Origin of the sequence: Rhodococcus sp. OK611, assembly GCF_003050885.1 — a bacterium.
Classification (GTDB): Bacteria; Actinomycetota; Actinomycetes; order Mycobacteriales; family Mycobacteriaceae; genus Rhodococcus_G; species Rhodococcus_G oryzae.
Map to the genome: position 1 here is coordinate 83,561 of NZ_QAOZ01000017.1, position 23,469 is coordinate 107,029.

Annotated in this window: 18 protein-coding genes; 13 read left to right on the top strand and 5 right to left on the bottom strand. The window is 68.8% G+C overall.

The genetic code is table 11. From position 1 onward, the window contains the following. Position 1: 1 nt before the first annotated feature. The 6 genes from nuoL (at position 2) to C8K38_RS21070 (ending at position 8,107) form a co-directional block, all read left to right on the top strand. The gene (gene nuoL / locus C8K38_RS21040) at positions 2–1,945 is read left to right on the top strand and encodes an NADH-quinone oxidoreductase subunit L (protein WP_097213352.1); all 1,944 of its coding nucleotides are present in this window, start codon (positions 2–4) and stop codon (positions 1,943–1,945) included. Further along, a complete protein-coding gene (locus tag C8K38_RS21045) occupies positions 1,942–3,576 on the top strand; it encodes an NADH-quinone oxidoreductase subunit M (protein WP_097213353.1) in 1,635 nt (544 codons plus the stop codon). Before nuoL ends, C8K38_RS21045 begins: the two co-directional genes overlap by 4 nt. Then, positions 3,573–5,204, top strand: a complete 1,632-nt coding sequence (gene nuoN / locus C8K38_RS21050) for an NADH-quinone oxidoreductase subunit NuoN (protein WP_097213354.1) — start codon at positions 3,573–3,575, stop codon at positions 5,202–5,204. Before C8K38_RS21045 ends, nuoN begins: the two co-directional genes overlap by 4 nt. Positions 5,205–6,270: 1,066 nt before the next feature. Next, positions 6,271–7,077 carry a hypothetical protein gene (locus tag C8K38_RS26950; RefSeq protein WP_143548502.1) on the top strand — a complete coding sequence of 269 codons (807 nt, stop codon included), beginning with the start codon at positions 6,271–6,273 and terminating at the stop codon, positions 7,075–7,077. Continuing rightward, positions 7,077–7,346: a hypothetical protein gene (locus C8K38_RS21065; RefSeq protein WP_097213357.1), complete on the top strand. Its 270-nt coding sequence runs from the start codon at positions 7,077–7,079 to the stop codon at positions 7,344–7,346. Before C8K38_RS26950 ends, C8K38_RS21065 begins: the two co-directional genes overlap by 1 nt. Before the next feature lie 575 nt (positions 7,347–7,921). Then, positions 7,922–8,107, top strand: coding sequence for a hypothetical protein (locus C8K38_RS21070; RefSeq protein ID WP_097213358.1), 186 nt, complete (start codon positions 7,922–7,924; stop codon positions 8,105–8,107). A 206-nt stretch (positions 8,108–8,313) separates the two neighbouring features. Here C8K38_RS21070 and C8K38_RS21075 read toward each other — a convergent pair whose 3' ends face one another. Continuing rightward, positions 8,314–8,748 carry a PaaI family thioesterase gene (locus tag C8K38_RS21075; RefSeq protein ID WP_373560285.1) on the bottom strand — a complete coding sequence of 145 codons (435 nt, stop codon included), beginning with the start codon at positions 8,746–8,748 and terminating at the stop codon, positions 8,314–8,316. A 195-nt stretch (positions 8,749–8,943) separates the two neighbouring features. After that, positions 8,944–9,669: a hypothetical protein gene (locus C8K38_RS21080; RefSeq protein ID WP_179800667.1), complete on the bottom strand. Its 726-nt coding sequence runs from the start codon at positions 9,667–9,669 to the stop codon at positions 8,944–8,946. Positions 9,670–9,993: 324 nt separating this feature from the next. Here C8K38_RS21080 and C8K38_RS21085 point away from each other — a divergent pair, with 324 nt between their 5' ends. Genes C8K38_RS21085 through C8K38_RS21095 form a run of 3 tightly spaced genes read left to right on the top strand, consistent with a single transcriptional unit; the run spans position 9,994 to position 13,360 of the window. Then, positions 9,994–11,400 carry an iron chelate uptake ABC transporter family permease subunit gene (locus C8K38_RS21085; protein WP_097213410.1) on the top strand — a complete coding sequence of 469 codons (1,407 nt, stop codon included), beginning with the start codon at positions 9,994–9,996 and terminating at the stop codon, positions 11,398–11,400. After that, a complete protein-coding gene (locus C8K38_RS21090) occupies positions 11,397–12,488 on the top strand; it encodes a FecCD family ABC transporter permease (RefSeq protein ID WP_097213359.1) in 1,092 nt (363 codons plus the stop codon). The genes C8K38_RS21085 and C8K38_RS21090 overlap by 4 nt, the downstream gene beginning before the upstream one ends. After that, a complete protein-coding gene (locus C8K38_RS21095) occupies positions 12,488–13,360 on the top strand; it encodes an ABC transporter ATP-binding protein (protein ID WP_097213360.1) in 873 nt (290 codons plus the stop codon). The genes C8K38_RS21090 and C8K38_RS21095 overlap by 1 nt, the downstream gene beginning before the upstream one ends. 2 nt (positions 13,361–13,362) lie before the next feature. Here C8K38_RS21095 and C8K38_RS21100 read toward each other — a convergent pair whose 3' ends face one another. Then, on the bottom strand, positions 13,363–15,930 hold the full coding sequence (locus C8K38_RS21100) for a bifunctional lysylphosphatidylglycerol flippase/synthetase MprF (protein ID WP_097213361.1): 2,568 nt from the start codon (positions 15,928–15,930) through the stop codon (positions 13,363–13,365). Continuing rightward, positions 15,927–17,237: an alpha/beta hydrolase gene (locus tag C8K38_RS21105; protein WP_097213362.1), complete on the bottom strand. Its 1,311-nt coding sequence runs from the start codon at positions 17,235–17,237 to the stop codon at positions 15,927–15,929. Before C8K38_RS21105 ends, C8K38_RS21100 begins: the two co-directional genes overlap by 4 nt. A gap of 153 nt (positions 17,238–17,390) precedes the next feature. On the opposite strand from C8K38_RS21105, the gene C8K38_RS21110 reads away from it, so the two are divergent. Together C8K38_RS21110 and C8K38_RS21115 are read left to right on the top strand one after the other, a co-directional pair. Continuing rightward, positions 17,391–17,813 carry a BlaI/MecI/CopY family transcriptional regulator gene (locus tag C8K38_RS21110; protein WP_097213363.1) on the top strand — a complete coding sequence of 141 codons (423 nt, stop codon included), beginning with the start codon at positions 17,391–17,393 and terminating at the stop codon, positions 17,811–17,813. 27 nt (positions 17,814–17,840) lie between these two features. After that, positions 17,841–18,785 carry a M56 family metallopeptidase gene (locus C8K38_RS21115; RefSeq protein WP_077041754.1) on the top strand — a complete coding sequence of 315 codons (945 nt, stop codon included), beginning with the start codon at positions 17,841–17,843 and terminating at the stop codon, positions 18,783–18,785. A gap of 18 nt (positions 18,786–18,803) precedes the next feature. Here C8K38_RS21115 and C8K38_RS21120 read toward each other — a convergent pair whose 3' ends face one another. Next, positions 18,804–19,352 (bottom strand): OsmC family protein, encoded by a 549-nt coding sequence (locus tag C8K38_RS21120; RefSeq protein WP_097213364.1) that lies wholly within the window; start codon positions 19,350–19,352, stop codon positions 18,804–18,806. A 477-nt stretch (positions 19,353–19,829) separates the two neighbouring features. On the opposite strand from C8K38_RS21120, the gene C8K38_RS21125 reads away from it, so the two are divergent. Continuing rightward, a complete protein-coding gene (locus C8K38_RS21125) occupies positions 19,830–21,806 on the top strand; it encodes a DEAD/DEAH box helicase (RefSeq protein WP_373560283.1) in 1,977 nt (658 codons plus the stop codon). Positions 21,807–21,974: 168 nt separating this feature from the next. Further along, positions 21,975–23,432 carry an NADP-dependent phosphogluconate dehydrogenase gene (gndA, locus tag C8K38_RS21130; RefSeq protein ID WP_097213365.1) on the top strand — a complete coding sequence of 486 codons (1,458 nt, stop codon included), beginning with the start codon at positions 21,975–21,977 and terminating at the stop codon, positions 23,430–23,432. Positions 23,433–23,469 lie beyond the last annotated feature (37 nt).

Consider the following 23,469-nt stretch of genomic DNA (forward strand, 5'->3'; position numbering starts at 1 on the left):
CGTGACCGGGGGGATCTGGCTGCTGCCCGCCCTGCCGCTGCTGGGCGCCTCGGTGCTGCTGCTCGGCGGCAGGCGAACCGACCGGTGGGGCCATCTGTTCGCCTGTGCGATGGCGTTGGCGTCGTTCGCGGTCGGTGTCGTGTTCTTCGCCCAGATGCTGGGCCGCGACACCGCCGATCGTGCCCTGTCCGAGGACCTCTTCAGCTGGCTACCTGCCGCGGGCCTGCAGGTGGACTTCGGGCTCCTGCTGGACCAGCTGTCGATCTGCTTCGTGCTGCTCATCACCGGGGTGGGCTCGCTGATCCACATCTATTCGGTCGGCTACATGAAAGACGATGTGGCCAAGCGTCGTTTCTTCGCCTACCTCAACCTGTTCCTGGCCGCGATGCTGCTCCTGGTGCTCGCCGACAACTACCTCGGTCTCTATGTCGGATGGGAGGGCGTCGGCCTCGCCTCCTACCTGCTGATCGGCTTCTGGCAGTTCAAGCCGTCGGCGGCGACCGCGGCGAAGAAGGCCTTCGTGGTCAACCGCGTCGGCGACATGGGCCTGGTCGTCGCGATCATGATGATGTTCGCGACGTTCGGTTCGATCAACTTCAGCGGCGTCTTCGCCGCGGCGGACGGGGCGAGCGAGTCCGCGGTCACGGCAATCGGATTGGCGCTGCTGCTCGCGGCGTGCGGCAAGTCGGCCCAGGTGCCGCTGCAGTCCTGGCTCGGCGACGCGATGGAGGGCCCGACCCCGGTGTCGGCGCTGATCCACGCCGCCACGATGGTCACCGCGGGCGTCTATCTCATTGTCCGGTCCAACGTGATCTTCGACCTGGCGCCGGGCGCGCAGCTCGCGGTCGTAGCGGTCGGCGCGGTCACCCTGCTGTTCGGCGCAATCATCGGCTGCGCCAAGGACGACATCAAGAAGGCGCTTGCGGCGTCGACGATGAGCCAGATCGGCTACATGGTGCTCGCCGCGGGCCTCGGCCCCGCGGGGTACGCGTTCGCGATCATGCACCTGCTCACCCACGGCTTCTTCAAGGCGGGACTGTTCCTCGGCGCCGGGTCGGTGATGCACGGCATGAACGACGAGACTGACATGCGCCGCTACGGCGGATTGCGGGCGTTCATGCCGATCACCTTCGTCACGTTCGGGCTCGGCTATCTCGCGATCCTCGGCATTCCCCCCTTCTCCGGGTACTTCTCGAAGGACAAGATCATCGAGGCGGCGTTCGGCGCGGGCGGCACCGAGGGCATCGTCCTCGGTACGGCCGCCCTGCTCGGGGCGGGCATCACCGCGTTCTACATGACCCGGGTGATGCTGCTGACGTTCTTCGGCACGCCCCGATGGCGAGGGGAGCATGCGGAGCGACCAGAAGGCACAGGCGCGGAGCCTGCGGAGCGACCAGACGGCACAGTCGCCCACCCGCACGAGTCGCCGGGCGTGATGACGTGGCCGATGATCCTCATCGCGATCGGTTCGGTGACCTCCGGCGCGATCCTGGCCTTCGGTGGGGCGCTCCAGCATTGGCTCGAACCGGTGGTCGGCGCCCAACATCCCGATCTCGCCGTCCCCGTATGGGTGATCACCGTGACCACCCTGGTCGTCGTGCTCGCCGGTGTCGCTGTGGCCTATCGGCAGTACGCGGGGCAGAAGATCCCCGAGGTCGCGCCCGCCGCGGTCTCCCCACTCACCGTCGCGGCCCGCAAGGACCTGTACGGCGACGCAGTCAACGAGGCGGTGTTCATGCGTCCTGGCCAACATCTGACGCGGTGGCTCGGCTACTTCGACGGCAGGGGCATCGACGGCGCGGTGAGCGGGTTGACCGCGGCGATCGCCGGCTCGTCGGCGCGGATCCGACGGCTGCAGACCGGCTTCGTCCGGACCTACGCCCTGTACATGTTCGCGGGCGCGGGCGCGGTGGCCGCGACGATGGTGCTGGTGGGTCTCCGATGAGCCTGCCCTGGTTGACCGCGATCTGGGTGGCACCGCTCGTCGGCGCCGCCGCTGTCCTGACGCTGCCCGCCGACAAGCACCGGCTCGCCCGGTCCGTCGCGCTCGGCACCGCGCTCGTGGTGCTCGCGCTGGCGGTGTCCGTGGCGGTCGGTTTCGATCCGGCGGGCGCGCAGTACCAGTACGTCGAGTCACACGCCTGGATCCCGGCTTTCGGCACCCGGTACACCCTCGGGGTGGACGGCATCGCGCTGGTGATGGTGCTGCTGACAACCGTGCTGGTGCCGCTGCTACTGCTCGCAGGATGGAACGACGTCCCCGAGCCGGAGCCGATCGGCAGGCGCAGGATCCACTTCTACGTGGCGTTGATCCTGGTGGTCGAATCGATGGTGCTGGTGTCGTTCACCGCCCTCGACATCCTGCTGTTCTACGTGTTCTTCGAGGCGATGCTGCTCCCGATGTATTTCCTCATCGGCGGATTCGGCGGGACCGATGCCACCGCGGTGACCCGGAGGGCCAGCGTGCACCGGTCTCGCGCGGCGGTGAAGTTCCTGCTGTACAACCTCTTCGGCGGCCTGATCATGCTGGCCGCGGTGATCGGACTGTACGTGGTGACGGTGCGCGAGGGCAGCCCGCTTCCGGGTGGGACCTTCGACTTCCGCGAGATCGTCGCGGCCGCCTCCTCGGGCGGGCTCGGCGTCGATCCCGGCGTCCTCAATGCGCTGTTCCTCGGCTTCATGTTCGCCTTCGCAGTGAAGGCGCCGTTGTGGCCCTTCCACACCTGGCTGCCGGGCGCGGCCACTGCCGCCACCCCGGCCACCGCGGTGCTCATGATGGCCGTCGTCGACAAGGTCGGCACCTTCGCGATGCTCCGCTACTGCCTGCAGCTCTTCCCCGAGTCGTCCGCGTACTTCGCGCCGCTGATCGTCACGCTGTCGGTGATCGGCATCGTCTACGGCGCGTTGCTGGCGATCGGTCAGACCGACGTGATGCGGCTGATCGCCTACACGTCGATCTCGCACTTCGGGTTCATCATTCTCGGCATCTTCGCGATGACCAGTCAGGGGCAGGCCGGCTCGACGCTGTACATGGTCAACCACGGCATCTCGACCGCTGCCCTGTTCCTGGTGGCCGGATTCCTTGTCTCCCGCCGCGGCACAAGGGCCATCGCCGCGTACGGCGGCGTGCAAAAGGTCGCCCCTGTGATGGCAGGCACCTTCCTCGTCGCGGGCCTCGCGACCCTGTCCCTGCCCGGGCTGGCCCCGTTCGTGAGCGAGTTCCTGGTCCTGGTGGGCACTTTCACCCGCTACCCGGCCGCCGCGCTGATCGCGACCAGCGCGCTGGTTCTCGCGGCGATCTACGTGCTCTGGCTGTATCAACGCCTGATGACCGGTCCGGTGACCGAGGACAACAAGCGCATCCGCGACCTGGTGCCCCGCGAACTCGCGGTCGTGGCCCCGCTGATCGCGCTGCTCCTCGTCCTCGGCTTCTACCCGAAACCGGTCCTCGACATCGTCAACCCCGCGGTCAGTCAGATCATGACCACGATCGGTCAGCACGATCCCGCACCGACCGGCCCGACCCTCACCGGCCTCGTCGCCGATCAGGACAACCACGGAGGTGCGCCCCGATGAGGTCCCATGAAGCCCTCGCCCAGGCTGCGCTGCCCGCACCGGACATCGAGTACGGCAGGCTCGCGCCGATGTTGATCGTGTTCGGGGTGGCGGTCGTGGCGGTGATCGTCGAGGCGTTCGCGCCCACCCGCGGCCGCCTCACCAGCCACCTGGTGCTCAGTCTCGGCGGCCTGGGCGCGGCGTTCGTCGCGGTCGTGCTGCTGAGGGGAGATCACGGCACCGCCGTCATGGGCGCTGTCGTCGTCGACGGCCCCACCCTGTTCCTGCAGGGCACGATCCTGCTGGTCTCGATCCTCGCGGTGTTGCTGATCGCCGAACGCAGCGGACCGCGGGCCGCGGGCGGGGCGCGGCGGGCGGCGGTCGTCTCGGTCCCGAGTCCAGCGGCCGGGGTCGGCGGCATCGACGCCTTCGCCCCCCAGGCGGCCGCGGTGCCCGGCAGCGTCGACGAACTGGAGGCGACCAGGGCGGGAGTGATGCAGACAGAGGTGTTCCCGCTGACGCTCTTCGCGGTCGGCGGGATGCTGCTGTTCCCGGCGGCGGGTGACCTACTCACCATGTTCGTCGCGCTCGAGGTGCTGTCGCTGCCGCTGTACCTGCTCTGCGGACTGGCCAGGCGCAGGCGCCTGCTCTCCCAGGAGGCAGCGCTGAAGTACTTCCTGCTCGGCGCGTTCTCCTCGGCGTTCTTTCTCTACGGCGTGGCGTTGCTGTACGGCTACGCGGGCACGGTGCGGCTCGCGGGCATAGCCGACGCGATCGCCGACGGCGGCGAGCAGCGGCCGGTGCTGGCGTTGCTCGGTGCCGGGCTGCTGAGCGTGGGCCTGCTGTTCAAAGTCGGTGCGGTGCCGTTCCATTCGTGGGTGCCCGACGTGTACCAGGGCGCCCCCACCCCGGTCACCGCCTTCATGGCGGCGGCCGTCAAGGTCGCCGCGTTCGGCGCCATGCTGCGCATCTTCTACGTCGCCCTGCCGGAGTTGCGGGCGGACTGGCGTCCGATGCTGTGGGCCGTCGCCATCGCGACCATGCTGATCGGTGCCGTGCTGGCGATCACCCAGACCGACGTCAAACGCATGCTCGCGTATTCGGCGATCGCCCACACCGGATTCATCCTCACCGGCCTGATCGCCGGGAACGACGCGGGACTCTCGGCGACGATGTTCTATCTGCTCGCCTACGGCTTCAGCACGCTCGGCGCCTTCGCCTGCGTGATGTTGGTGCGGGACGGGCACCAGGAAACCACCGACATGGCCGGCTGGGCCGGCCTCGGCCGACGCTCACCGCTGTTGGCCGCGGTCTTCGCCCTGTTCCTGCTCTCGTTCGCCGGAATCCCGTTGACCAGTGGGTTCGTCGGAAAGTTCGCGGTGTTCCGGGCCGCCGCTGAGGGCGGGGCGGTACCCCTCGTCATCGTCGGCGTGATCAGCAGCGCGATCGCCGCGTTTTTCTACGTGCGGGTCATCGTGCTGATGTACTTCTCCGACCCGACGCCGGAATCCGAGGCGACGACGGTGGTCGTGCCCAGCACCGCGACCGCGGCCGCGATCTGCCTGTGCGCCGTCGTCACGCTGATGCTCGGGATCCTGCCGCAGCCCGTGCTCGACCTGGCGGACAGGGCGGCGCAGTTCCTCACCTGATGCGAAGCCGGTGGGCAGCGGAGGGTTCCTGTGTGCCCGTCAGAACGAACTGCGTTTCAGGGCTGCCTGGCGAGATGCGGGCCGGCAAGGGAAGTACCGGTCCGCTCCTCGCTGGACAGCCGCCGTTGATGCCCTGGCCAGAACCGACACTTGAGAGAATCTAGGGATGATCCTCGGGTTGCCCGCGGGACATCCACTTCTCATCCGATTCTCTGCGCCCTGGTCTATCCAGCCGTTCGATGAGCGCCGTTCCGCCGGCAAGGAGTACGAGAAAGCCAGCAACGAGCGCGATGGCGACTACCAATTTGTCCCCCTGTGGACTACCTGCAGCGGAGTGCAGGTCTACTACGCGGACCACCCCGGCCGCATTCCCCGGTCCGGAGGCTACCAACTAGTTCGCCGCCGCAACGACGCCTTTGGGGTATTCATCCGGCCTAGGACCACCCACTACGCGGTGAGCGGCACCGTCTGATCGCATCTCGGCGTGACATCCGAGGAAGTAGGAACTTTTCTCCCAGCATGACAAGCACGACACCAATTCCGACCCCGATGACCCGTCCCGACCACGAGGCATCTAGGACGCTGGATGCAACGGCAAGCGCGATGCATCGACCTGCCGGTGATCGACTGGATTCATCGGTTCAGTCACTGCATCGCCTTCCTTTCCCGATAGCGCCAGACGCGACACTACGAACAACTCTCCGATCAACGGCACGAAGACTCCGTTGGACGCGGCCCTCGGTGTGCCCGGCCACGCCCCGATCAGCCGACTGCTACCAACGTGATGGCCGGCCGGGCGCCCTGGCCGTTGCGGGATGCGACGCCTGGCCCGCAACCAGCCCGAGGCCGCCACCTATTTACAAATATTGTTAGGTTGTCAGATTTCTGTCTTTACTGCATTCCCGTGCTGGTTGACGCGCATTTTTGGAATGCTAACAAGATAACCCGCATATGGATTTCGAAAATGCATCCGCTATTCCGGGTTGGCCATTGACGCAAAAATCCGGATGAAGCATCCTTGGCTCGGGCGGAGATAAGTCCGCCAACCCGCCAAGCAGGGAGATCCATGAAGGTTCGTTCTCGTGTCGTGTTGACCACTATTGCAATGGCCGCAATTCTGCCGCTTGGCGGAGTTGCAAATGCTGCGCCGTCCACTCCTGGTGAGGAGATTCAGGGGACCGGAACAGATGGTTCACAAATCAGCTGGCAAATCCCCCACGACACTCTTGGCGAACGGGGCGACGCTTCACCATCGTTCGACACCATCCCTGGCGCTTCAACGTCGTTCGACACCAAGACTGGCCCGAACGGCGAGGTCTCGACCACCATCACCATCCCCGACGCGGCGGCGCCGAGCCGCTACGAATTCCCCCTCAACCTGCCGGCCGGCTTCACCACCGATCCTCAGGAAGATGGGTCGATCACAGTGAACAACGCCGCCGGCCTCCCGGTCGGCAGCTTCAAGAAGCCATGGGCGACCGATGCGAACGGTGGCGCGATTTCCACTTCGCTGAAAGTAGAGGGAAACAGCCTCGTTCAGCATGTCGACTTCACCGAGGAAACAGCCTTCCCCGTGACCGCCGATCCCTCCTGGAACTGGGGATGGGTGTCCGGCCACGTCTATCTCAACAAAATGGAGACTGCCAAGATGGGGGCAGGGGGAGGCGTGGCCGCCTGGCTTCCGAATCCGGGTGTGATGTGGGCTGGGCGGACACTTGCCAGCCTTGCCGCTTTCGCTGCAGCATCCGGCCAGTGCGTTCAGTTCAAGGTAGGCTTCGGCCTCGGCGGACTCCCGTTGCTGCCCGGCTCCCCGCTTCCGTTCGGCGCCGGCATTCTGGGTGTCGACTACTACTCGGGTGGATACTGCAGCTGATGTGGATCATGATCACCATGGCTGTCGTGGCCGTGATCGTCTACACGATCACGGCCACGACAGCCCGTTGGTTGGAGCGGCCGACTACTGCGCCCGTTGCCCGGTTCGGCGGCTGGGCTGTGCTCGTCGCGACGCTCGCCTTCCTCGTGTCGATGGCGTCGCATCTAAGTACAGATGCCCTGTTGGGGCTGATCCTCGGCGCTCTTTTAGCGCCCATTCTTGTCGGGAAGATCTGGGCTCGCCTGAAATCGCGCGAGGGCGATAAGTAGCCCAGAGTTCATGCCCACAGCTCTAGAAAAGGAGTGCGACCGCACGACTAACAACCTGAGGTTGTGGATTTCGGTTGCAATTCCGTAAATCAGCGGCGCCGTTGGTATGACCAGCCAGCCTCCATCATGCGTGCATACATGCGAGATTTGGCGTGCGATCTCACCGCTAGATACTCGCAGGTAACTTTCGAAGACAATGCCCCCGAAATGCACTAGGATTGCATGCTCTAAGTATCTAAATATACAAATCAGACACGGAGTACAAGTGGGGATCAGCGGGGGGTCACATCTACCAAATGCGGACAAGAGAACATCTAGCCACCTCTTTGGATCCCATCGAGGCGAACTACAGCCATATACGGCACTACCAACCGTCCAAGGGGCACCGCAACGGTCACTTCAACCGGAGGATCGATCGCTGAAGGGCGCGACGCTCGCACCCTTCGGGACTCGGCTTCCTGTCGAGGTACAGCGCCAACTGAAAATGACTTGCGCAGCCAAGGGCCTCCGCATGCAGGACGCAGTGCTCGACGCTGTTCGAGACTGGTTGATGCGTCAGGAGTCACGGTAGCCACATGAGGATCAACGAGCGGCAGGCATTGACCGCAGGACTCCTCATGTCCGAAATCCTTGGCGTCGTTTTCGGTGCCTCGGCTGGTAGTTGGACCAAAGGAACCGTGACCCTGTTGGTTTGCACGGTTGCCACCGGGCTGGCGTTCCTGGTCCTCCGGGCCGTCTACAAGAACCGGCCGCAGGTTTGACGCCTACGAGATGAGGGATCGCGCGTCTTCTTGGCAAGGCGCATCTTTGCTGGGCTAAGCGCGGCGGCAGTCCACAAATGGACCGCTTCGTTGCCGGATCCCGCCCCTCCGGAGCGGGGCAGTGCTGCCGACAAATGCGTTGCGCAATCAGTGACTGCGATCAATGGCGACAGTCGGGGGTGACGAACCGATCTCTCGTTCGTTCGCTAGCCCCCGAGCCGGTCCGTGTCTGTGACGTTCGCGAGCCGCACCTGCCCCTTGGCCACCAGGCGGTCCCGCTCGTCCACCACGGCGACCTGCCACAGCTGTTGCGTGCGGCCGCGGTGCACCGGCGTCGCCTCCGCGAAGAGGACGCCGTCGCGGGTGGCCCGCAGGAAGTCGGTGTTGTTGTTGACGCCGACCACATGCCCCCGGTCACCCAGCCAGATGCTGCCCGCGATGCTGGCGAGCGTCTCGACGACCGCGCAGTGCACGCCGCCGTTCATGATGCCCGCCGGCTGGTACAGCTCGGGACGGACCGTCCACTGGGCCCGGACCCGGTCGCCGCTGAGTTCGGTGTACTCGAGCCCAAGCACCTCACCGAATCCCTTGTTGAGGAACGGGGTTGCGGCCGCGGGGTCCATCCCGGACAGATCGCTCATCGAGGACACGTTGCTCATCTTCACACTCCATCGTTGCCGGTCGAGTGAATGTACCTTTCGCCCGAAATGCCGACGGGCCCCGCACCCGAAGGTGTGGGGCCCGTCGCGGGGAAGGACCGGGAGTCTCTGCAGCCCTCAGGACTCCGGCGCGGTCCGATCATTCACGTTCCGAGAATGACAATAGGCAAGCCTGGCCTAACATGCAAGCGCAGCGACGCCGCGGCGAAAAGCTGCCCGGTCGGCACGCGCCCGGACCGGCACCCCGGCACCCTCAAAGGCGTCGAGCAGGCCCTGCCCCCGGCGCATCGCGGCGGACTCGCCCACGCCGCCGAGAATGGGAACAAGCGTGGCGGCACCGAGGATCGCCTCACCGACCATGGCCCACAAGCGCGATCGATCGAGCGGCACGATCAGGTCCAGCGCATCGAAGAACGCGACCAGCGCGGTGTGGCAGCGGTGCACGGTCCACACCAGCAGAGCGCCCTCGCACGGCAACGTCACCGCGGCACGCGTCCCGGCCCAGCGATCACCGGGCAGCACCCGCAGCACCGGATCGCTTACCCCGGCCCAGTCGATGCAGCCGTCGCTGTCCATGTGCAACCAAAGGTTCTCGAGACCCGGATCCCAGGCGCGCCCCTCCAACACCACCAGCGACGCCACCCGGCCGATCACCGCGTGGATGAGCGCGGTCGCGACCGAGGCGGCCGCCGCCTCCGGATCGCAGAGGTCGGCCAGCGCCCGCTCGACCATCCGCTCGAGGCGATCGCCGTGAATCCCCTCGACGGCAGACCACCAGCGACGCTTGCCCTGGTCGGCCATCAGAGCGACGGCATACACCCGCGGGTACTCCGGATAGATGCCCCGGAGTCGGAGACAGGAGTCGTCGAGCGCGGCGGCCGGGTCGTTCCGCACCGGTTTCACCGAAACGGCGGTCGATGACACTGCGAACGGGGGCGCTGCGATGGATGACACTGCTCACTCCTGGGTCGGCGACATTCGGACATCTCGTCGAGATCAACTGCAGGGCGACCGCTTGCGGGTCGACCGCGAATGTAGGTTAGCCTAACCATTACTTGCGGGCGAGCGGGAGCCGAGCCCCCGGCCGGGGATAGGGTTCCGTAACCTAATCTCGCAAGCTTGCGCCTCGCCGATCAGGAGCCCCCGACCGTGACGTCCACCCCCACACCCGGTTCGGTCGCCGCTCGCCCCGGGCCGACCGAGACCCGGGGGACCCACCCGACCGAGATCTACGGTTCGCTGGAGGTCCCGACCGGTCCGGCACCGCTGCAACGCCGGCTGCTCGCCGCCCTCGCGGACCTCGGCGTGGTCGCCCTCCCCCTGGTCATCGGCTGGTTCATCGTCGACTCCCTGCGCGACGACAACGGCGGCGGCCAGATGGATCGCGCGGTCTTCGGCGGCGTCGCGCTGATCACCGCCGCCGCCCTGCTCGTCTGGAACCGCGGCAGCAGGGAGGGCGCCACGGGCCAGAGCGTCGGCAAGGGCTGGCTGGGCCTGGTCACCAGGGACGCCGAGTCCGGCAGGCCGCTCGGCACCCGCCGGGCCCTGCTCCCCCGCAGCGGCTCCGAGGTCGTCCGGCTCAAGACCGCGGTCGCGGAGGGTTTCACCCCGATCCGCCGCGACACCTCGATGGCCGCGATCCGCAAGCGCCGACTGCTCGGGCTCGCCCTCCTCGTGCTGCTGCTCGCGGCGGCCGCCCTCGCCAGCGTTGCCGTCGGCGCCCGGCCGATGACCTTCGCCGAGATCTTCCACGCGCTGTTCACCCCGACCGGCCTCGACACCGACCTGGTGGTGCGCACCCTGCGGGTGCCGCGCACCGCCCTCGGGATCGCGGTCGGCATCGCGCTCGGCATCGCGGGCGCGCTCATCCAGGGCCACACCCGTAACCCGCTCGCCGACGCGGGCCTGCTCGGCCTCAACGGCGGCGCCGCGTTCTTCGTGGTGCTCTCGATCTACCTGTTCGGGCTGGCCGGACCGAACGAGTACCTGTGGTTCGCCTTCGCCGGGTCCCTCGCCGCGAGCATCGTCGTGTTCGGCATCTCGTCGATCGGCAACGGCAGATCGAGCCCACTGAGCCTCGCGCTCGCCGGTGCCGCGGTGGCGATGTTCCTCAGCGCCATGACGAACACCGTCATCCTGCTCGACCAGACCAGCCTCGACGGCTACCGGTTCTGGGTCGTCGGCTCCATCGCCGGGCGCGGACCCGAGGTGCTCTGGCAGGTGCTGCCGTTCCTGGTGATCGGCACGCTGATCGCGATGGCGAGCACCCCGAGCCTGAACGTGCTCAGCCTCGGCGACGACGTCGCCCGCGGCCTCGGCACCAACATCGTGTTGAGCCGGACGATCGGCATCATCGCGATCACCCTGCTCACCGGCGCCGCCACCGCCGCCTGTGGCCCGATCGCCTTCGTCGGACTGGTGGTGCCCCATGTCGCCCGGTCGATCACCGGACCGGACTACCGCTGGCTGGTGCCCTATGCAGGCATCATCGGCGCGATCATGGTCCTGCTCGCGGACGTGATCGGCCGCGTCGTGGTCCGCCCCGGCGAACTCCAGGTGGGCATCGTGTTGGCGCTCTTCGGTGCACCGTTCTTCGTCGCGCTCGTCCGGCGCAGAAAGCTGGTGTCGCTGTGAGCCTGATCGACGACAAAGTCGAACTCCCCACCACCGTGCCGTCGCGCCCGGGGTTCCGGGTCGGGCCGGTCTCCCTGGTCCGCCGCACCACCATGGTCGCGATCACCGCAGGCCTGCTGCTCGCCGCGTTCCTGCTGCTGTGCATCAACATCGGCCGCGGCGACTTCGCGATCTCGGTGCCGACCGTCGCCGAGATCCTCTTCGGCGGCGGCACCAAGGTCGAGCGGTTCATCGTGATGGACCTGCGCCTGCCTCGCGCCCTCACCGCGCTGCTCACCGGCCTCGCGCTGGGCATCTCGGGCGCGATCACCCAGTCCATCCTGCGCAATCCCCTGGCCAGCCCGGACCTGTTGGGCATCACCGCCGGGGCCAGCGCGGCCGCCGTGGCCCTCATCGTGCTGGCGGGCGGCGGCAGCTTCGTGGGACTGCTCGCGGTGCTCGGCATCCCGATCGCGGCGCTGATCGGCGGCATCGCGACCGCCGTCATCATCTACGCGCTCGCGTGGCGCGGCGGAGTCCAGGGCTACCGGGTGGTGCTGATCGGCATCGGGTTCAACGCCATGCTGATCGCCGCGATCCAGTGGATGCTGATCTCCGCCGACATCAACGACGTCGCCCGTGCGCAGGTCTGGCTCAACGGCTCCCTCAACGGCAGCGACTGGGCGCAGGTGTGGCCCGTCGCGATCGGCGTCGCGGTGGTCGGCACGATCGCGCTGATCTCCTCGTTCACCCTGGGCGCGCTGCGTCTCGGCGACGACAACGCACGCTCGCTCGGCGTCCGGTTGCAGGCCGGACAGGCCACCCTGCTGCTGGCCGCGGTGGCGCTCGCCTCCATCGCGACGGCCGCCGTCGGCCCGATCGGATTCGTCGCGCTGTGCGCTCCGCAGCTCGCACTCCGGCTGCTGCGTACCCCGGGACCGCCGATCCTGGCCTCCGGCCTGGTGGGGGCCGTTCTGGTGGTCGGCAGCGACGTCATCGCGCGCACCATCCTCCCCGTCGAGCTCCCCGTCGGCATCGTGACCTCGGCCCTCGGCGGACCGTTCCTGCTGTACCTGCTCGTCCGAAACAATCGAAAGGTGTCGGTCTGATGAGCGAGCTCACCACCGAGCACACCGCGCCCCGGCTCGCGGCCGAGGCCCTCACCGTCGGCTACGGCGACCGCATCATCGTCGACGGGCTCGACCTCGAGATCCCCACCGGCGTGGTGACGACGGTGATCGGGCCGAACGGCTGCGGCAAGTCCACCCTGCTCCGCTCGCTCGGCCGACTGCTCAAGCCGAAGTCCGGCCAGGTGCTGCTCGACGGCAAGGCCATCTCCACCCTCAAGACCAAGGACGTCGCGCGCACCCTCGGGGTGCTCCCGCAGGCCCCCGTCGCGCCCGAGGGACTGACCGTGGCCGACCTGGTCGCCCGCGGACGGCACCCGCACCAGTCCTGGATCCGGCAGTGGTCGGCCGACGACGAGGGCGAGGTGGCCAGGGCGCTGGCCCTGACCGGGGTGTCCGAGCTCGCGGACCGACCCGTCGACCAGCTCTCCGGCGGACAGCGCCAGCGCGCCTGGATCTCGATGGCGCTCGCCCAGGGCACCGACATCCTGCTGCTCGACGAGCCGACCACGTACCTGGACCTGGCGCATTCGGTCGAGGTCCTCGACCTGGTGGACCGGATGCACGAGGAACTCGGACGCACGGTGGTGATGGTGCTGCACGACCTGAACCTCGCCATCCGGTACAGCGACCGCCTGATCGTCATGTCCGAGGGCGCGGTCGTCGCGTCCGGCACCCCGAGCGAGGTCATCTCGGAGGAGCTGCTGTTGAAGGTGTTCGGGCTCGAGGCCCGGGTCATCGAGGACCCCGTCTCCGACCGGCCGCTGATCGTGCCGATCGGGACCCGGCACGTGTACGGGTCGATCGGCGGGCCAGTGGCGGCGGCCGACGCGGTGGGCGTCGGCTCGGCCTGAGGTCAGGTCCGGTTGCCACCGATCATGGTGCGCACCAGGCGAACTCCCTGGCCGATCGAGACCTCCGGCAGGTAGGCCCGACCGATGGCGTTGCCGATGCTCGGCAGCGCCGCCGGATCGGCGAACGTCATGTGCATCGGCACGTACTCCGGCTGGAACTTCGACTTGAAGGCCAGCAGGGACCGGAACCCGTACACCGGCTCCAGGGTCTTGCCGAGCACGTCGAGGAGGCGGTCCAGCACCGTCGACAGGGTGGACCGCTCGAGGTCCTCCTCGGTATCGGCCGCTGCCTCCGGCGAGACGACCTTCGCCAGCGGCGCGCCGGACAGGCTGACGAACTCGGCGCCCTCTTCCTTGAGGAGCATCGCCGCGGAGGCGATCAGGAACTCCATTGCGGGCCGGAAGCCCTCGGAGCGGCGGCGCATGAAATCGAGGGTCCAGCCGACCACCCGGCCGTCCCGGTAGACGGGCATCCACGAGGTGACCCCGTGCACGGTGCGCTCGGCATCCACGGCGACCAGGCACCGCACCTGCGGATCGTCGATCTCCTCGAGGCCGCCGAGCGTGAAGCCCATCTCCGGCATCCCCTTGTCCGCCACCCATTCCTCCGAGATGGCGGTGATCTGATCGGTGATCGACAGCGGGGCGTCGGGGAACGAGATCCACTCGGCGCTGATCCCGTCCTTCTTGGCCCGGTTCACCGCGGTGCGCACGTCCTGGAACTTCTTGCCGGTGAACGCGAGGTCGTCGAGCCGGAGCACCGTCTCCTCCGCGACCTGGATTCCGGACCACCCCATCGAGTCGGTCACCTCCCGCAGCTCGCCGGTCACCGAGTAGAAGCACGGAATCCATCCGCTGCTGGACGCGAACTCCGCGAAGTCGGTCACGTTGACCCGCAACCGGTCAGGCGGACCGACGGGGTCGCCGGTGGTCAGCGCGACGCCCGCGATCACCCGGTAGGCCACGTAGCTCGTCCCGTCCGGACTGAACCAGTACTTGTTGCCGCGCCAGGTCGTCATCCAGGACAGCGGGCTGCCGCCGCTGGCGCACAACAGCTTCCTGGCCCGTTCGGTGTCCTCGGTCTCCGCGCCGTAGGCCGGCTTGAGGAACGTGGCCAGCGTCGCCACGCACGCGACCACCCAGAACACCACTCCGGTCCACTCGAACAGCACCGTGGTGGCGGCGCTGTCGGGCAGCAGGCGCGGGTCCAGCCACTGCAGGTAGACCGGTGGGATCAGGCGCTGCGGATAGTCGGCGAGCAGACCCGCGAGCCCCGGATCCCGGTCGAACCCCTTGCGCGCCAGCAGCCCACCGAGGACATACACGACGCCGAGCCCCGCGGCGACGGCCAGGAGGATCGTCCACAGCCGGCGATACGTGCCCTTCGGCGCGGCGACATCGAAGAACCGCCGGGTCAGCAGCAGCACCACGAGGATCGCGAGCGGCGTCAGGAACGGCGTGATGGTCCGGTACAGGTTCGGCGAGTCGAGGCCGTAGAAGAGCGATTCCTCACCGACCGATTCGATGAACCGGACGACATAGTTCGCCACGGACAGCGCGAGCAGGATCGAGTGCACGACCACCGCCGCGATCCACGCGAACCGCCTGCCCCGGCGCAGGCCGTCCGCGAGCACCAACAGGAAGATCGAGGGCATCAGGCTCAACAGGGTCGGCCCGACCCCACCAAGTCGCAGCCCCAGCAGCCCGCGCCTGCACTCCTCGCTGTTCGACGCGCCCGCACAGATGGCCCGCACCTCGTCCGGTGTCCAGGGCACCCCACGGAACAGCTCGCGCAGCACGGCCAACGGTCCGACCGCGTTGGGCGAGAGGGCCGCCAGAGCCGGGCCGAGCGCGCCGGCCGCGACCACGATCGCGACGAGCACCCGGCCCTCGCGGCGGGTCCCCGCGAGCCGAGCCCCGCGCGCCGACCGGCCGACGATCCAGGGACCGAGGACCAGCCCGACCACCGCCGCGGCGAGCCGGATGATGTCCTCGAGGTGCCCGCCGAACAGTGCGAGGGTGATCAGCAGCGCGAGCAGCCCCACCCGGGTCCGCCGTCGCCACAGCGTGTCCATCCGCGAGCTCGCCACCATGGCCACGCCGACGATCCACGTCGTCGGGCCGACCGCGGCACCGATGTGCAACCGGAAGCCCCACCCCTCGTCGACCAGTTTCACCAGCGCGGCCACCCCGATCCCCAGCAGCGTGCCCAGCACCTGGGTGCTCGCCGCCGCGACCGCGAAGCGGCCCGAGCCGATCCGGTGCTCGATCGGTGCGGCCACCAGCAGGACCAGCGCCGTCGCGACCAGATACCCGGCCAGGCCCGGCGCCCAGAGCCCGGCGGTGAGCGACGTCCAGACCCGACCGTCCTCGAAGGGCCCGATCCCCGCCGCGAAGTGACGGTCCACGTACCGCGCCGGGCCGGACAGCAGGCTGGCGGTCGCCGCACCGAGGACCCAGATCAGGACGAGCAGCCCGATGCTGACCGGCGCCCCGGATGCCCCGGACCTGGCCAGCTCGAGGAGCCTTCGGGTCTGCCTGGTGGCCGCCGTCGCCGTCGCCTGAGTCACGAAATCAGCCCCATCTTCGTCGCCAACCACCCAAGCTCGTGTTCGAGCCCGGCCGACCACACCGCAAAGCTGTGTCCCCCCGGCAGTTCCACGTACTGGACGTCCATCCCCGCGGACTTGGCCGCCTGATACACCCGCTTGGCCCCCGGCTTGTACTCGCCGTCGTCGCTGCCTGCGACGATCACCCCGGCCGAGCCCGGGTACTTGCGTGCAGCCATCAGGTCCATCGGATTCACCGCCGCGAACTTCGCCGCATCGCCGCCGAACACCTCGTCGACCGTGCGGGCCCGGTCCCCGAGCGTCGGCTCCTCCTGCCCGGACAGGTCGAGGAACGTCGGATACACGTCCGGGTGGTTGGTGGCCATCTGCAGCGAACAGGTGCCGCCGTAGGACAGCCCACCGATCGCCCAGCTCCGCGGGTCGGGGTTCACCTCGAGGTGCGACTTGACCCAGGCGGGCACGTCCTCGGCGAGGTACGTCGCCACGTTGCCGAGCTTCGAGTCAAGGCAGAGGGGGTTGCCGAACTGCGACCCCGTGGCATCGGCGACGACCACCACCGGGGCCAGGCCGCCGTGCTGGGCGGCGAAGGCATCCATCGTCTGCGCGAGCTTGCCCCCGTTGAACCAGTCCGCCGGGGAACCCGGCTGTCCGGCCAGCAGCACGAGCACCGGCAGCGCGGGCCGGGGGTCGGCGAAGTAGGCGGGCGGGAGATAGATCTGCGCGTCCCGCGCCCCGAACCCGGAGGCGACGCCGGGGATCGGCACCGTCGTCACCCTGCCCTCGGTGGGCAGATCGGCCGGTGGCCGCCACACCGACTCGAGGGGGGTACCCATGATCGGGTCAGGTGTGGGCGGCGGCAGCTCGCCGAATGCGATCTCGTTGGGGTTCGGGAGGCCGAGGACGTCGCGCACCGTCGGGTATGCGGCGAACACCAGGTTGATCTGCGCGCCCGCCGCCGCCACCACGGCCGCCGCCGCGAGCACGGAGACCACCGCCCGCCACACCCGCCGGTCGAGCAGCAGCCGCGCCACCAGGAGTGCCACCGCGAGGATCCCGAGGCCGATCCAGACGTAGATCTCGGTCTCGATCTGATCGGGGAACGGCCGCCACCACTTCTCGACTACCACCCAGAGGGCAACGGTGCACCCGAGCGTGACCGCCGCGGCGAGCGGGATGGCCCGCTGCCGGTACCGGCGCGGGTCCGTGGTCGGTGCCAGCAGCAGCCAGAGTCCGCCGACCGCGCCGAGGGCCGCGACGAACCACGGCAGCGGGCCGGAGGTGAGTGACCAGCGAAGCAGCCAATCCACGGGTATGCCTCTCGACGGGTGACAGCAGACTATTCCCTCCGGCGGCGCCGGTCCGGTTCCGCAACGAGCTCATCCACACATAGCACGGATCAGGGGATTTCGTACTACGAGTAGTAGTACGCATCCGCGTCGGACAGTCCGTACACTGTTCCTATGGCAGGACTTGGGGAACTCGAGCGCGCAGTCATGGACCACCTCTGGTCCAGTTCCGAACCGCAGACCGTGCGACAGGTGCACGAGGCTCTCGCGACGCGCCGCGAGCTTGCGTACACGACCGTGATGACGGTCCTGCAGCGTCTCGCGAAGAAGAACCTGGTGATTCAGCAGCGCGACGATCGCGCGCACCGCTACGTGCCCGTGCACGGCCGCGACGAGCTCGTTGCGAGCCTGATGGTCGACGCGCTTCAGCAGGCGGACGAGTCCGACGGACGGGTCGCCGCACTGGTGCATTTCGTCGGGCAGGTGGGCGCCGACGAGGCGGCCGCGCTGCGTGAGGCCCTCGCCGCGCTCGAGGCGTCGGAGGCGGCCAAACCCGCCCTCCGGAGCGTCGATCCGGGGACCGATCGCGCCAGCTGACCCCACAATGTGGATGATGGGTGGGCAATGAACCCCACCACCGCACTGGCCTTCGCGCTGCTCGCATTGTTGCTTGCAGGGCCGGTGCCAGCCCTCCTCTCCCGGGCGACCTGGCCCTATCGGGCGCCAAGGGCGGCGCTGGTGCTGTGGCAGGCCATCGCGCTCGCGGCCGTGTTGTCGGCGTTCAGTTCCGGACTGGCGATCGCGACGGAGCTGCTCGTACCCGGCCCGGACGGCAGGCCGACCACCGCGCCCACCGCCGAGATCGACGCGCTCGGGCTCCCGCTGTGGATCGCCTACGTGGTGGTGCTCGCGCTCACCCTCCTGATCGGCGCGAAGCTGGTGTTCTCCATCGCCTCGGTCGGCGTGCGCACGCGCAGGCGCCGCGCCCGGCACCGGATGCTCGTCGATCTCCTCGATCAGCGCGACCCGCAGCGTGGACGCAACTCGAACCTCCGGGTGCTCAGCGCCTCCGAACCGATCGCGTACTGCCTGCCCGGCCTCCGCCAACGGGTGGTGCTCAGCGAGGGCACCCTGGCGAACCTCCAGCGGGAGGAGATCACGGCGATCCTGATGCACGAGCGCTCCCACCTGCGCGCCCGGCACGACCTGGTGCTCGAGGCCTTCACCGCGGTGAACGAGGCCTTCCCTCGGGTAGTCCGCAGCAAGTCCGCGCTCGGCTGCGTGCAGCTGCTCGTCGAGATGCTCGCCGACGACTCGGCCCTCAAGGTCACCGGACCCACTCCCCTGGCCCGCGCGCTCGTCGCGTGCTCGGGTTCCAGCGCCCCCGTCGGCGCCATGGCCGCAGGCGGTCCCCACACCCTGACCCGGATCAAGCGACTCGGCGGCGACGGCAACGATCTGCAGCTCGCGGCCGCCGCGTATCTCGCGTCGGTGGCGATCCTCGTGGTGCCGACGATCGCCGTCGCGGTGCCCTGGCTGGTCGAGCTCAGCCGCCTGTTCCGGGGCTGAGCCCGACCCGTCGCCGCGTCAGGCGACCTGGAGCACGGTCCGCACCGGGGTCGGATTGCGCGTCAGGTCCAGCACCGGGCAGTGCGCGTCGACCACCTCCTGCAGCTCCGCGTACCGCTCGGCGCTCTCCGGTCCGGTGAGTGTGACGGTGACCCGCACCTCACCGAAGCCGGGGCGAACCGCCTCGTCGAGGCCGAAGAAGCCCTGCACGTCGAGGTCTCCCTCCGCCGTGGCGGTGATGTCCTCGATCTCGACGCCGAGCTTGTCCGCCCAGAACCGATAGGTCACCACCTGGCAGGACAGCACCGCCGCCAGGTAGTACTCGACGGGATTGGGCGCGGTGGATCCGCCGCCGAGCGCGGGCGGCTCGTCCACCTCGACGAAGTGTTTGCCGGCTCGGACGGTGCTGGCGACGGCGTCGTGCGCGGTCGCGTTCGCCGTGAACCGGACCCGGGCGTTGGCGCGATCCTTGCGGACGGCGTCGGTGGTCGCGCGGATGATGCCGCCCAGGTGCGAGATCGCGGCATCGGGGTTCGGGGTCGTGGGCGCAGCATTGATCGTGGACATGGACAGGGCTCCTTGCGCAGGATGTGGGTGAACGTCGCAGGATTCGACTCCGCGAGCGACGGTCGCGGTTCAGGTCGGATCAGCGGCCGCGACAAGCGGCAGCACACACCAGCGCAAGATCGATGTACCGACGACGGACGAGGGCCATAGCCGCATCGGTCACGTGGGTGTCGGTCACGAGGCGATGCTAACCGGTGAATCCCGGTGGCGCACAGGGACTCCGCGCACCTCAACGGCCGACCTACCGGCAGTTGCCCACGTCACAACCCCGCTGACGTGTGGTTTTCCGGCGCCTCGCGTACACTGAACGACGGCCGCAATCGCGGTCCACCCATTGTTTGTTCAGGCACCCAGCCCCGCCCCCGGCCGTAATGTCACCGGGAAAGGCCAGGCGAAAATGTGCCCCGGCTCGTCTCTTTGCGTGCTGCATGACAGCTCGCGCTCCGCGACGCGCCCGACGTCCGGAGAGGTATCCGCGTGACCGACGCTGTCCACATGTCTTCTGCTGCCCCTGTTTCCCCCGAGGAACTGGCGCCGCTCGAGTCCCCCTCGCCCGCCGAGGAGACTCCCACCATCACCTTTGCCGAGATCGGCCTGCCCGCACCCGTGGTCGCCGCCCTCGCCAAGAACGGCATCACCGTGCCGTCGCCGATCCAGGCGATGTCCGTGCCCGACGCGATCGCGGGCAGGAACGTCCTCGGCCGCGCCCAGACCGGGTCGGGCAAGACCCTCGCCTTCGGCCTGCCGATGCTGGCCCGGCTCGCGCAGCACGAGGACCGTCCCGCGGCCAAGCGGCCGCGCGCCCTGGTCCTGGTGCCCACCCGCGAGCTCGCGATCCAGGTCGTCGACTCGCTCTACCCCTACGCGTCCTCGGTCGGCGTGCGAGTGCTCGCCGCGGTCGGCGGCATGCCGTTCACCAAGCAGGTCGAGCAGCTGCGCCGCGGCGTCGACATCCTCGTCGCCACCCCCGGCCGCCTCGGCGACCACCTGCGGCAGGGCACCTGCATCCTCGACCAGGTCGAGATCACCGCGCTCGACGAGGCCGACCAGATGGCCGACATGGGCTTCCTGCCCGAGGTCCGCTCGATCCTCGGCGAGACCCGGCCCGACGGTCAGCGACTGCTGTTCTCCGCAACCCTCGACCGCGAGGTGCAGTCGCTGGTCCGGCAGTTCCTGGCCGATCACGTGACGCACTCGACGGAGGACGGCAAGGCCAGCGTCGACACCATGGAGCACTACGTGCTCCTCGTCGATCGCGGACAGAAGGACGTCGTCCTCGCCGAGATCGGCGCCCGCGACGGCCGCACCATCATGTTCGCCCGGACCAAGCTCGGTTGCGAGGGCATCACCGATCGTCTTCGCGCGGTTGGCATCCCGGCAGAGTCGCTGCACGGCGGCAAGGCCCAGAACCAGCGCACCCGCGTCCTCGAGCGCTTCAAGAGCGGCCGCACCCCGGTGCTGGTCGCCACCGACGTCGCGGCCCGCGGCATCCACGTCGACGGCATCGACCTGGTCGTGCACGTCGATCCGCCGGCCGATCACAAGGACTACCTGCACCGCGCAGGCCGGACCGCCCGCGCGGGCGAGAAGGGCACGGTCGTTGCGATCGTGCTGCCGAACCAGCGTCGCCTGGTGCGCAAGCTCACCGGGATGGCGGGGGTGGACGCCACCGCGGTGAACGTCGCGCCCGGTTCCGAGGAGCTGGCCACCATCACCGGCGCCAAGGCGCCGAGCGGCGAGCCGGTCCGCGAACAGCACTTCAAGAGCGATCGCTTCGGCGACCGGCCCCGTCGCGAGGGCGGCTACCAGGGCAGCCGTCCCCGCCGTGAGGGTGGAGGCGGCTACCAGGGCAGCCGTCCCCGCACCGAGGGCGGTTACCAGGGCAACCGCTCCGAAGGTGGCTACCAGGGCAGCCGACCCCGCACCGAGGGTGGCTACCAGGGCAACCGCTCCGAAGGCGGCTACCAGGGCGAGCGCAAGTACAACGACCGCCCCCAGCGCAGCGAGGGTGGCTACCAGGGCAACCGGCCGCAGCGCGACGGCGGCGGCTACCAGGGCAGCCGACCCCGCACCGAGGGCGGCTACCAGGGCAACCGCTCCGAAGGCGGCTACCAGGGCGAGCGCAAGTACAACGACCGCCCCCAGCGCAGCGAGGGTGGCTACCAGGGCAACCGGCCGCAGCGCGACGGCGGCGGCTACCAGGGCAGCCGACCCCGCACCGAGGGCGGCTACCAGGGCAACCGCTCCGAGGGCGGTCACCAGCGTTCGCACGGCAGCCGTCCCTACGGCGACCGCCCGCAGGGCGACCGCCCGAACCGCGACTCCGGCAACGGCGAGCGCAGCTACGGGGATCGCCCCCAGCGCAGCGGCGATTCCTCGCGTTCCGGAGGCTTCCGCAGCCGGACCGAGCGCCGCTCGTACGACGGATTCGAAGGCCCCCGCGGCGATCGCTGATCGCTGAGCGCCCACGGCGTTCGACGCAGACACCCAGACGCCACCGACCGCACACGCGGTCGGTGGCGTCTCGGCTATCCGGCACGCGACGGACGGCACCCGCCCCCGTCGACAGGTATCGGGACCCCGCGCTTTTCTTCGCGGGCCCAGCAAGGGAAGGTGTACGGCATGACCGAGAACAGCAGCACGACCGCCCGCGCGCAGATCGGCGTCACCGGACTTGCCGTGATGGGCTCCAATATCGCCCGTAACTTCGCCCGGCACGGACACACCGTGGCACTGCACAACCGCAGCGTCGCGAAGACCGACGCCCTCATCGCCGAGCACGGCGGTGACGGAGACTTCGTCCGCACCGAGACCGTCGAAGAGTTCGTTGCGACACTGCAGAAGCCGCGCCGCGTCCTGATCATGGTGAAGGCGGGAGACGCCACGGATTCGGTGATCGAGGAGCTCGCCTCCGCGATGGAGCCGGGCGACATCATCATCGACGGTGGCAATGCGTTGTACACGGACACGATCCGTCGCGAGGCCTCCCTCCGCGACCGCGGACTGCACTTCGTCGGCGCAGGCATCTCCGGCGGCGAGGAGGGCGCGCTGAACGGCCCGTCGATCATGCCGGGCGGCCCCAAGGAGTCGTATGAGTCCCTCGGACCGCTGCTCGAGTCGGTGGCAGCTCAGGTCGACGGCACCCCGTGCTGCACCCACATCGGCCCCGACGGCGCAGGCCACTTCGTGAAGATGGTGCACAACGGCATCGAGTACGCCGACATGCAGCTGATCGGCGAGGCCTACCACCTCTTCCGGGACGCGCTCGGCCTCGACGCCGGCCAGATCGCGGACGTGTTCACCGAGTGGAACGCAGGCACCCTCGAGTCCTACCTGATCGAGATCACCGCAGAGGTACTGCGCCAGAAGGACTCCAAGACAGGTCAGGCGCTCGTGGACGTGATCGTCGACGCCGCCGAACAGAAGGGCACCGGCCGCTGGACGGTCAAGTCGGCGCTCGACCTCGGGGTCCCGGTCACCGGCATCGCCGAGGCGGTCTTCGCGCGCGCCCTCTCCGGCTCGCGCACCCAGCGCGCGGCCGCCCAGGCGGCCGGCCTCGCCTCCGGCGCGCTCGGCGAGAAGCCGAGCGATGCAGCGCAATTCACCGAGGACATCCGCGCCGCCCTCTACGCGTCGAAGATCATCGCGTACGCCCAGGGCTTCGACCAGATCGCCGCGGGCAGCGCCGAGTACAACTGGGACCTCAAGCCCGCCGACCTGGCCACCATCTGGCGCGGCGGCTGCATCATCCGCGCGCAGTTCCTCAACCGCATCAAGGATGCGTACGAGGAGAACCCGGCGCTGCCGAGCCTGATCCTCGCCCCGTACTTCCGGGAATCCATCGAGGCGGGCATCGACAGCTGGCGCCGCGTCGTCGCGACGGCGACCCTGCTCGGCATCCCGGTCCCCGGTTTCGCCTCCTCCCTGTCGTACTACGACGGCCTGCGTGCCGAGCGCCTGCCCGCAGCGCTCACGCAGGGGCAGCGCGACTTCTTCGGCGCGCACACCTACGAGCGCACCGACCGTCCGGGCAAGTTCCACACGCTCTGGAGCGGCGACCGCAGCGAGGTCGAGGCGTAGCAACCGCCGACGTCCCACGAGCCCGGCCTCCCGAGGC

Coding starts and splice junctions, on each gene's coding strand:
- C8K38_RS21110 (WP_097213363.1), top strand. CDS start 17,391: ATGGCAGGACTTGGGGAACTCGAGCGCGCAGTCATGGACCACCTCTGG.
- gndA (WP_097213365.1), top strand. CDS start 21,975: ATGACCGAGAACAGCAGCACGACCGCCCGCGCGCAGATCGGCGTCACC.
- C8K38_RS21065 (WP_097213357.1), top strand. CDS start 7,077: ATGTGGATCATGATCACCATGGCTGTCGTGGCCGTGATCGTCTACACG.
- C8K38_RS21120 (WP_097213364.1), bottom strand. CDS start 19,352: ATGTCCACGATCAATGCTGCGCCCACGACCCCGAACCCCGATGCCGCG.
- C8K38_RS21115 (WP_077041754.1), top strand. CDS start 17,841: ATGAACCCCACCACCGCACTGGCCTTCGCGCTGCTCGCATTGTTGCTT.
- C8K38_RS21045 (WP_097213353.1), top strand. CDS start 1,942: ATGAGCCTGCCCTGGTTGACCGCGATCTGGGTGGCACCGCTCGTCGGC.
- nuoN (WP_097213354.1), top strand. CDS start 3,573: ATGAGGTCCCATGAAGCCCTCGCCCAGGCTGCGCTGCCCGCACCGGAC.
- C8K38_RS21075 (WP_373560285.1), bottom strand. CDS start 8,748: ATGAGCGATCTGTCCGGGATGGACCCCGCGGCCGCAACCCCGTTCCTC.
- C8K38_RS26950 (WP_143548502.1), top strand. CDS start 6,271: ATGAAGGTTCGTTCTCGTGTCGTGTTGACCACTATTGCAATGGCCGCA.
- C8K38_RS21070 (WP_097213358.1), top strand. CDS start 7,922: ATGAGGATCAACGAGCGGCAGGCATTGACCGCAGGACTCCTCATGTCC.
- C8K38_RS21095 (WP_097213360.1), top strand. CDS start 12,488: ATGAGCGAGCTCACCACCGAGCACACCGCGCCCCGGCTCGCGGCCGAG.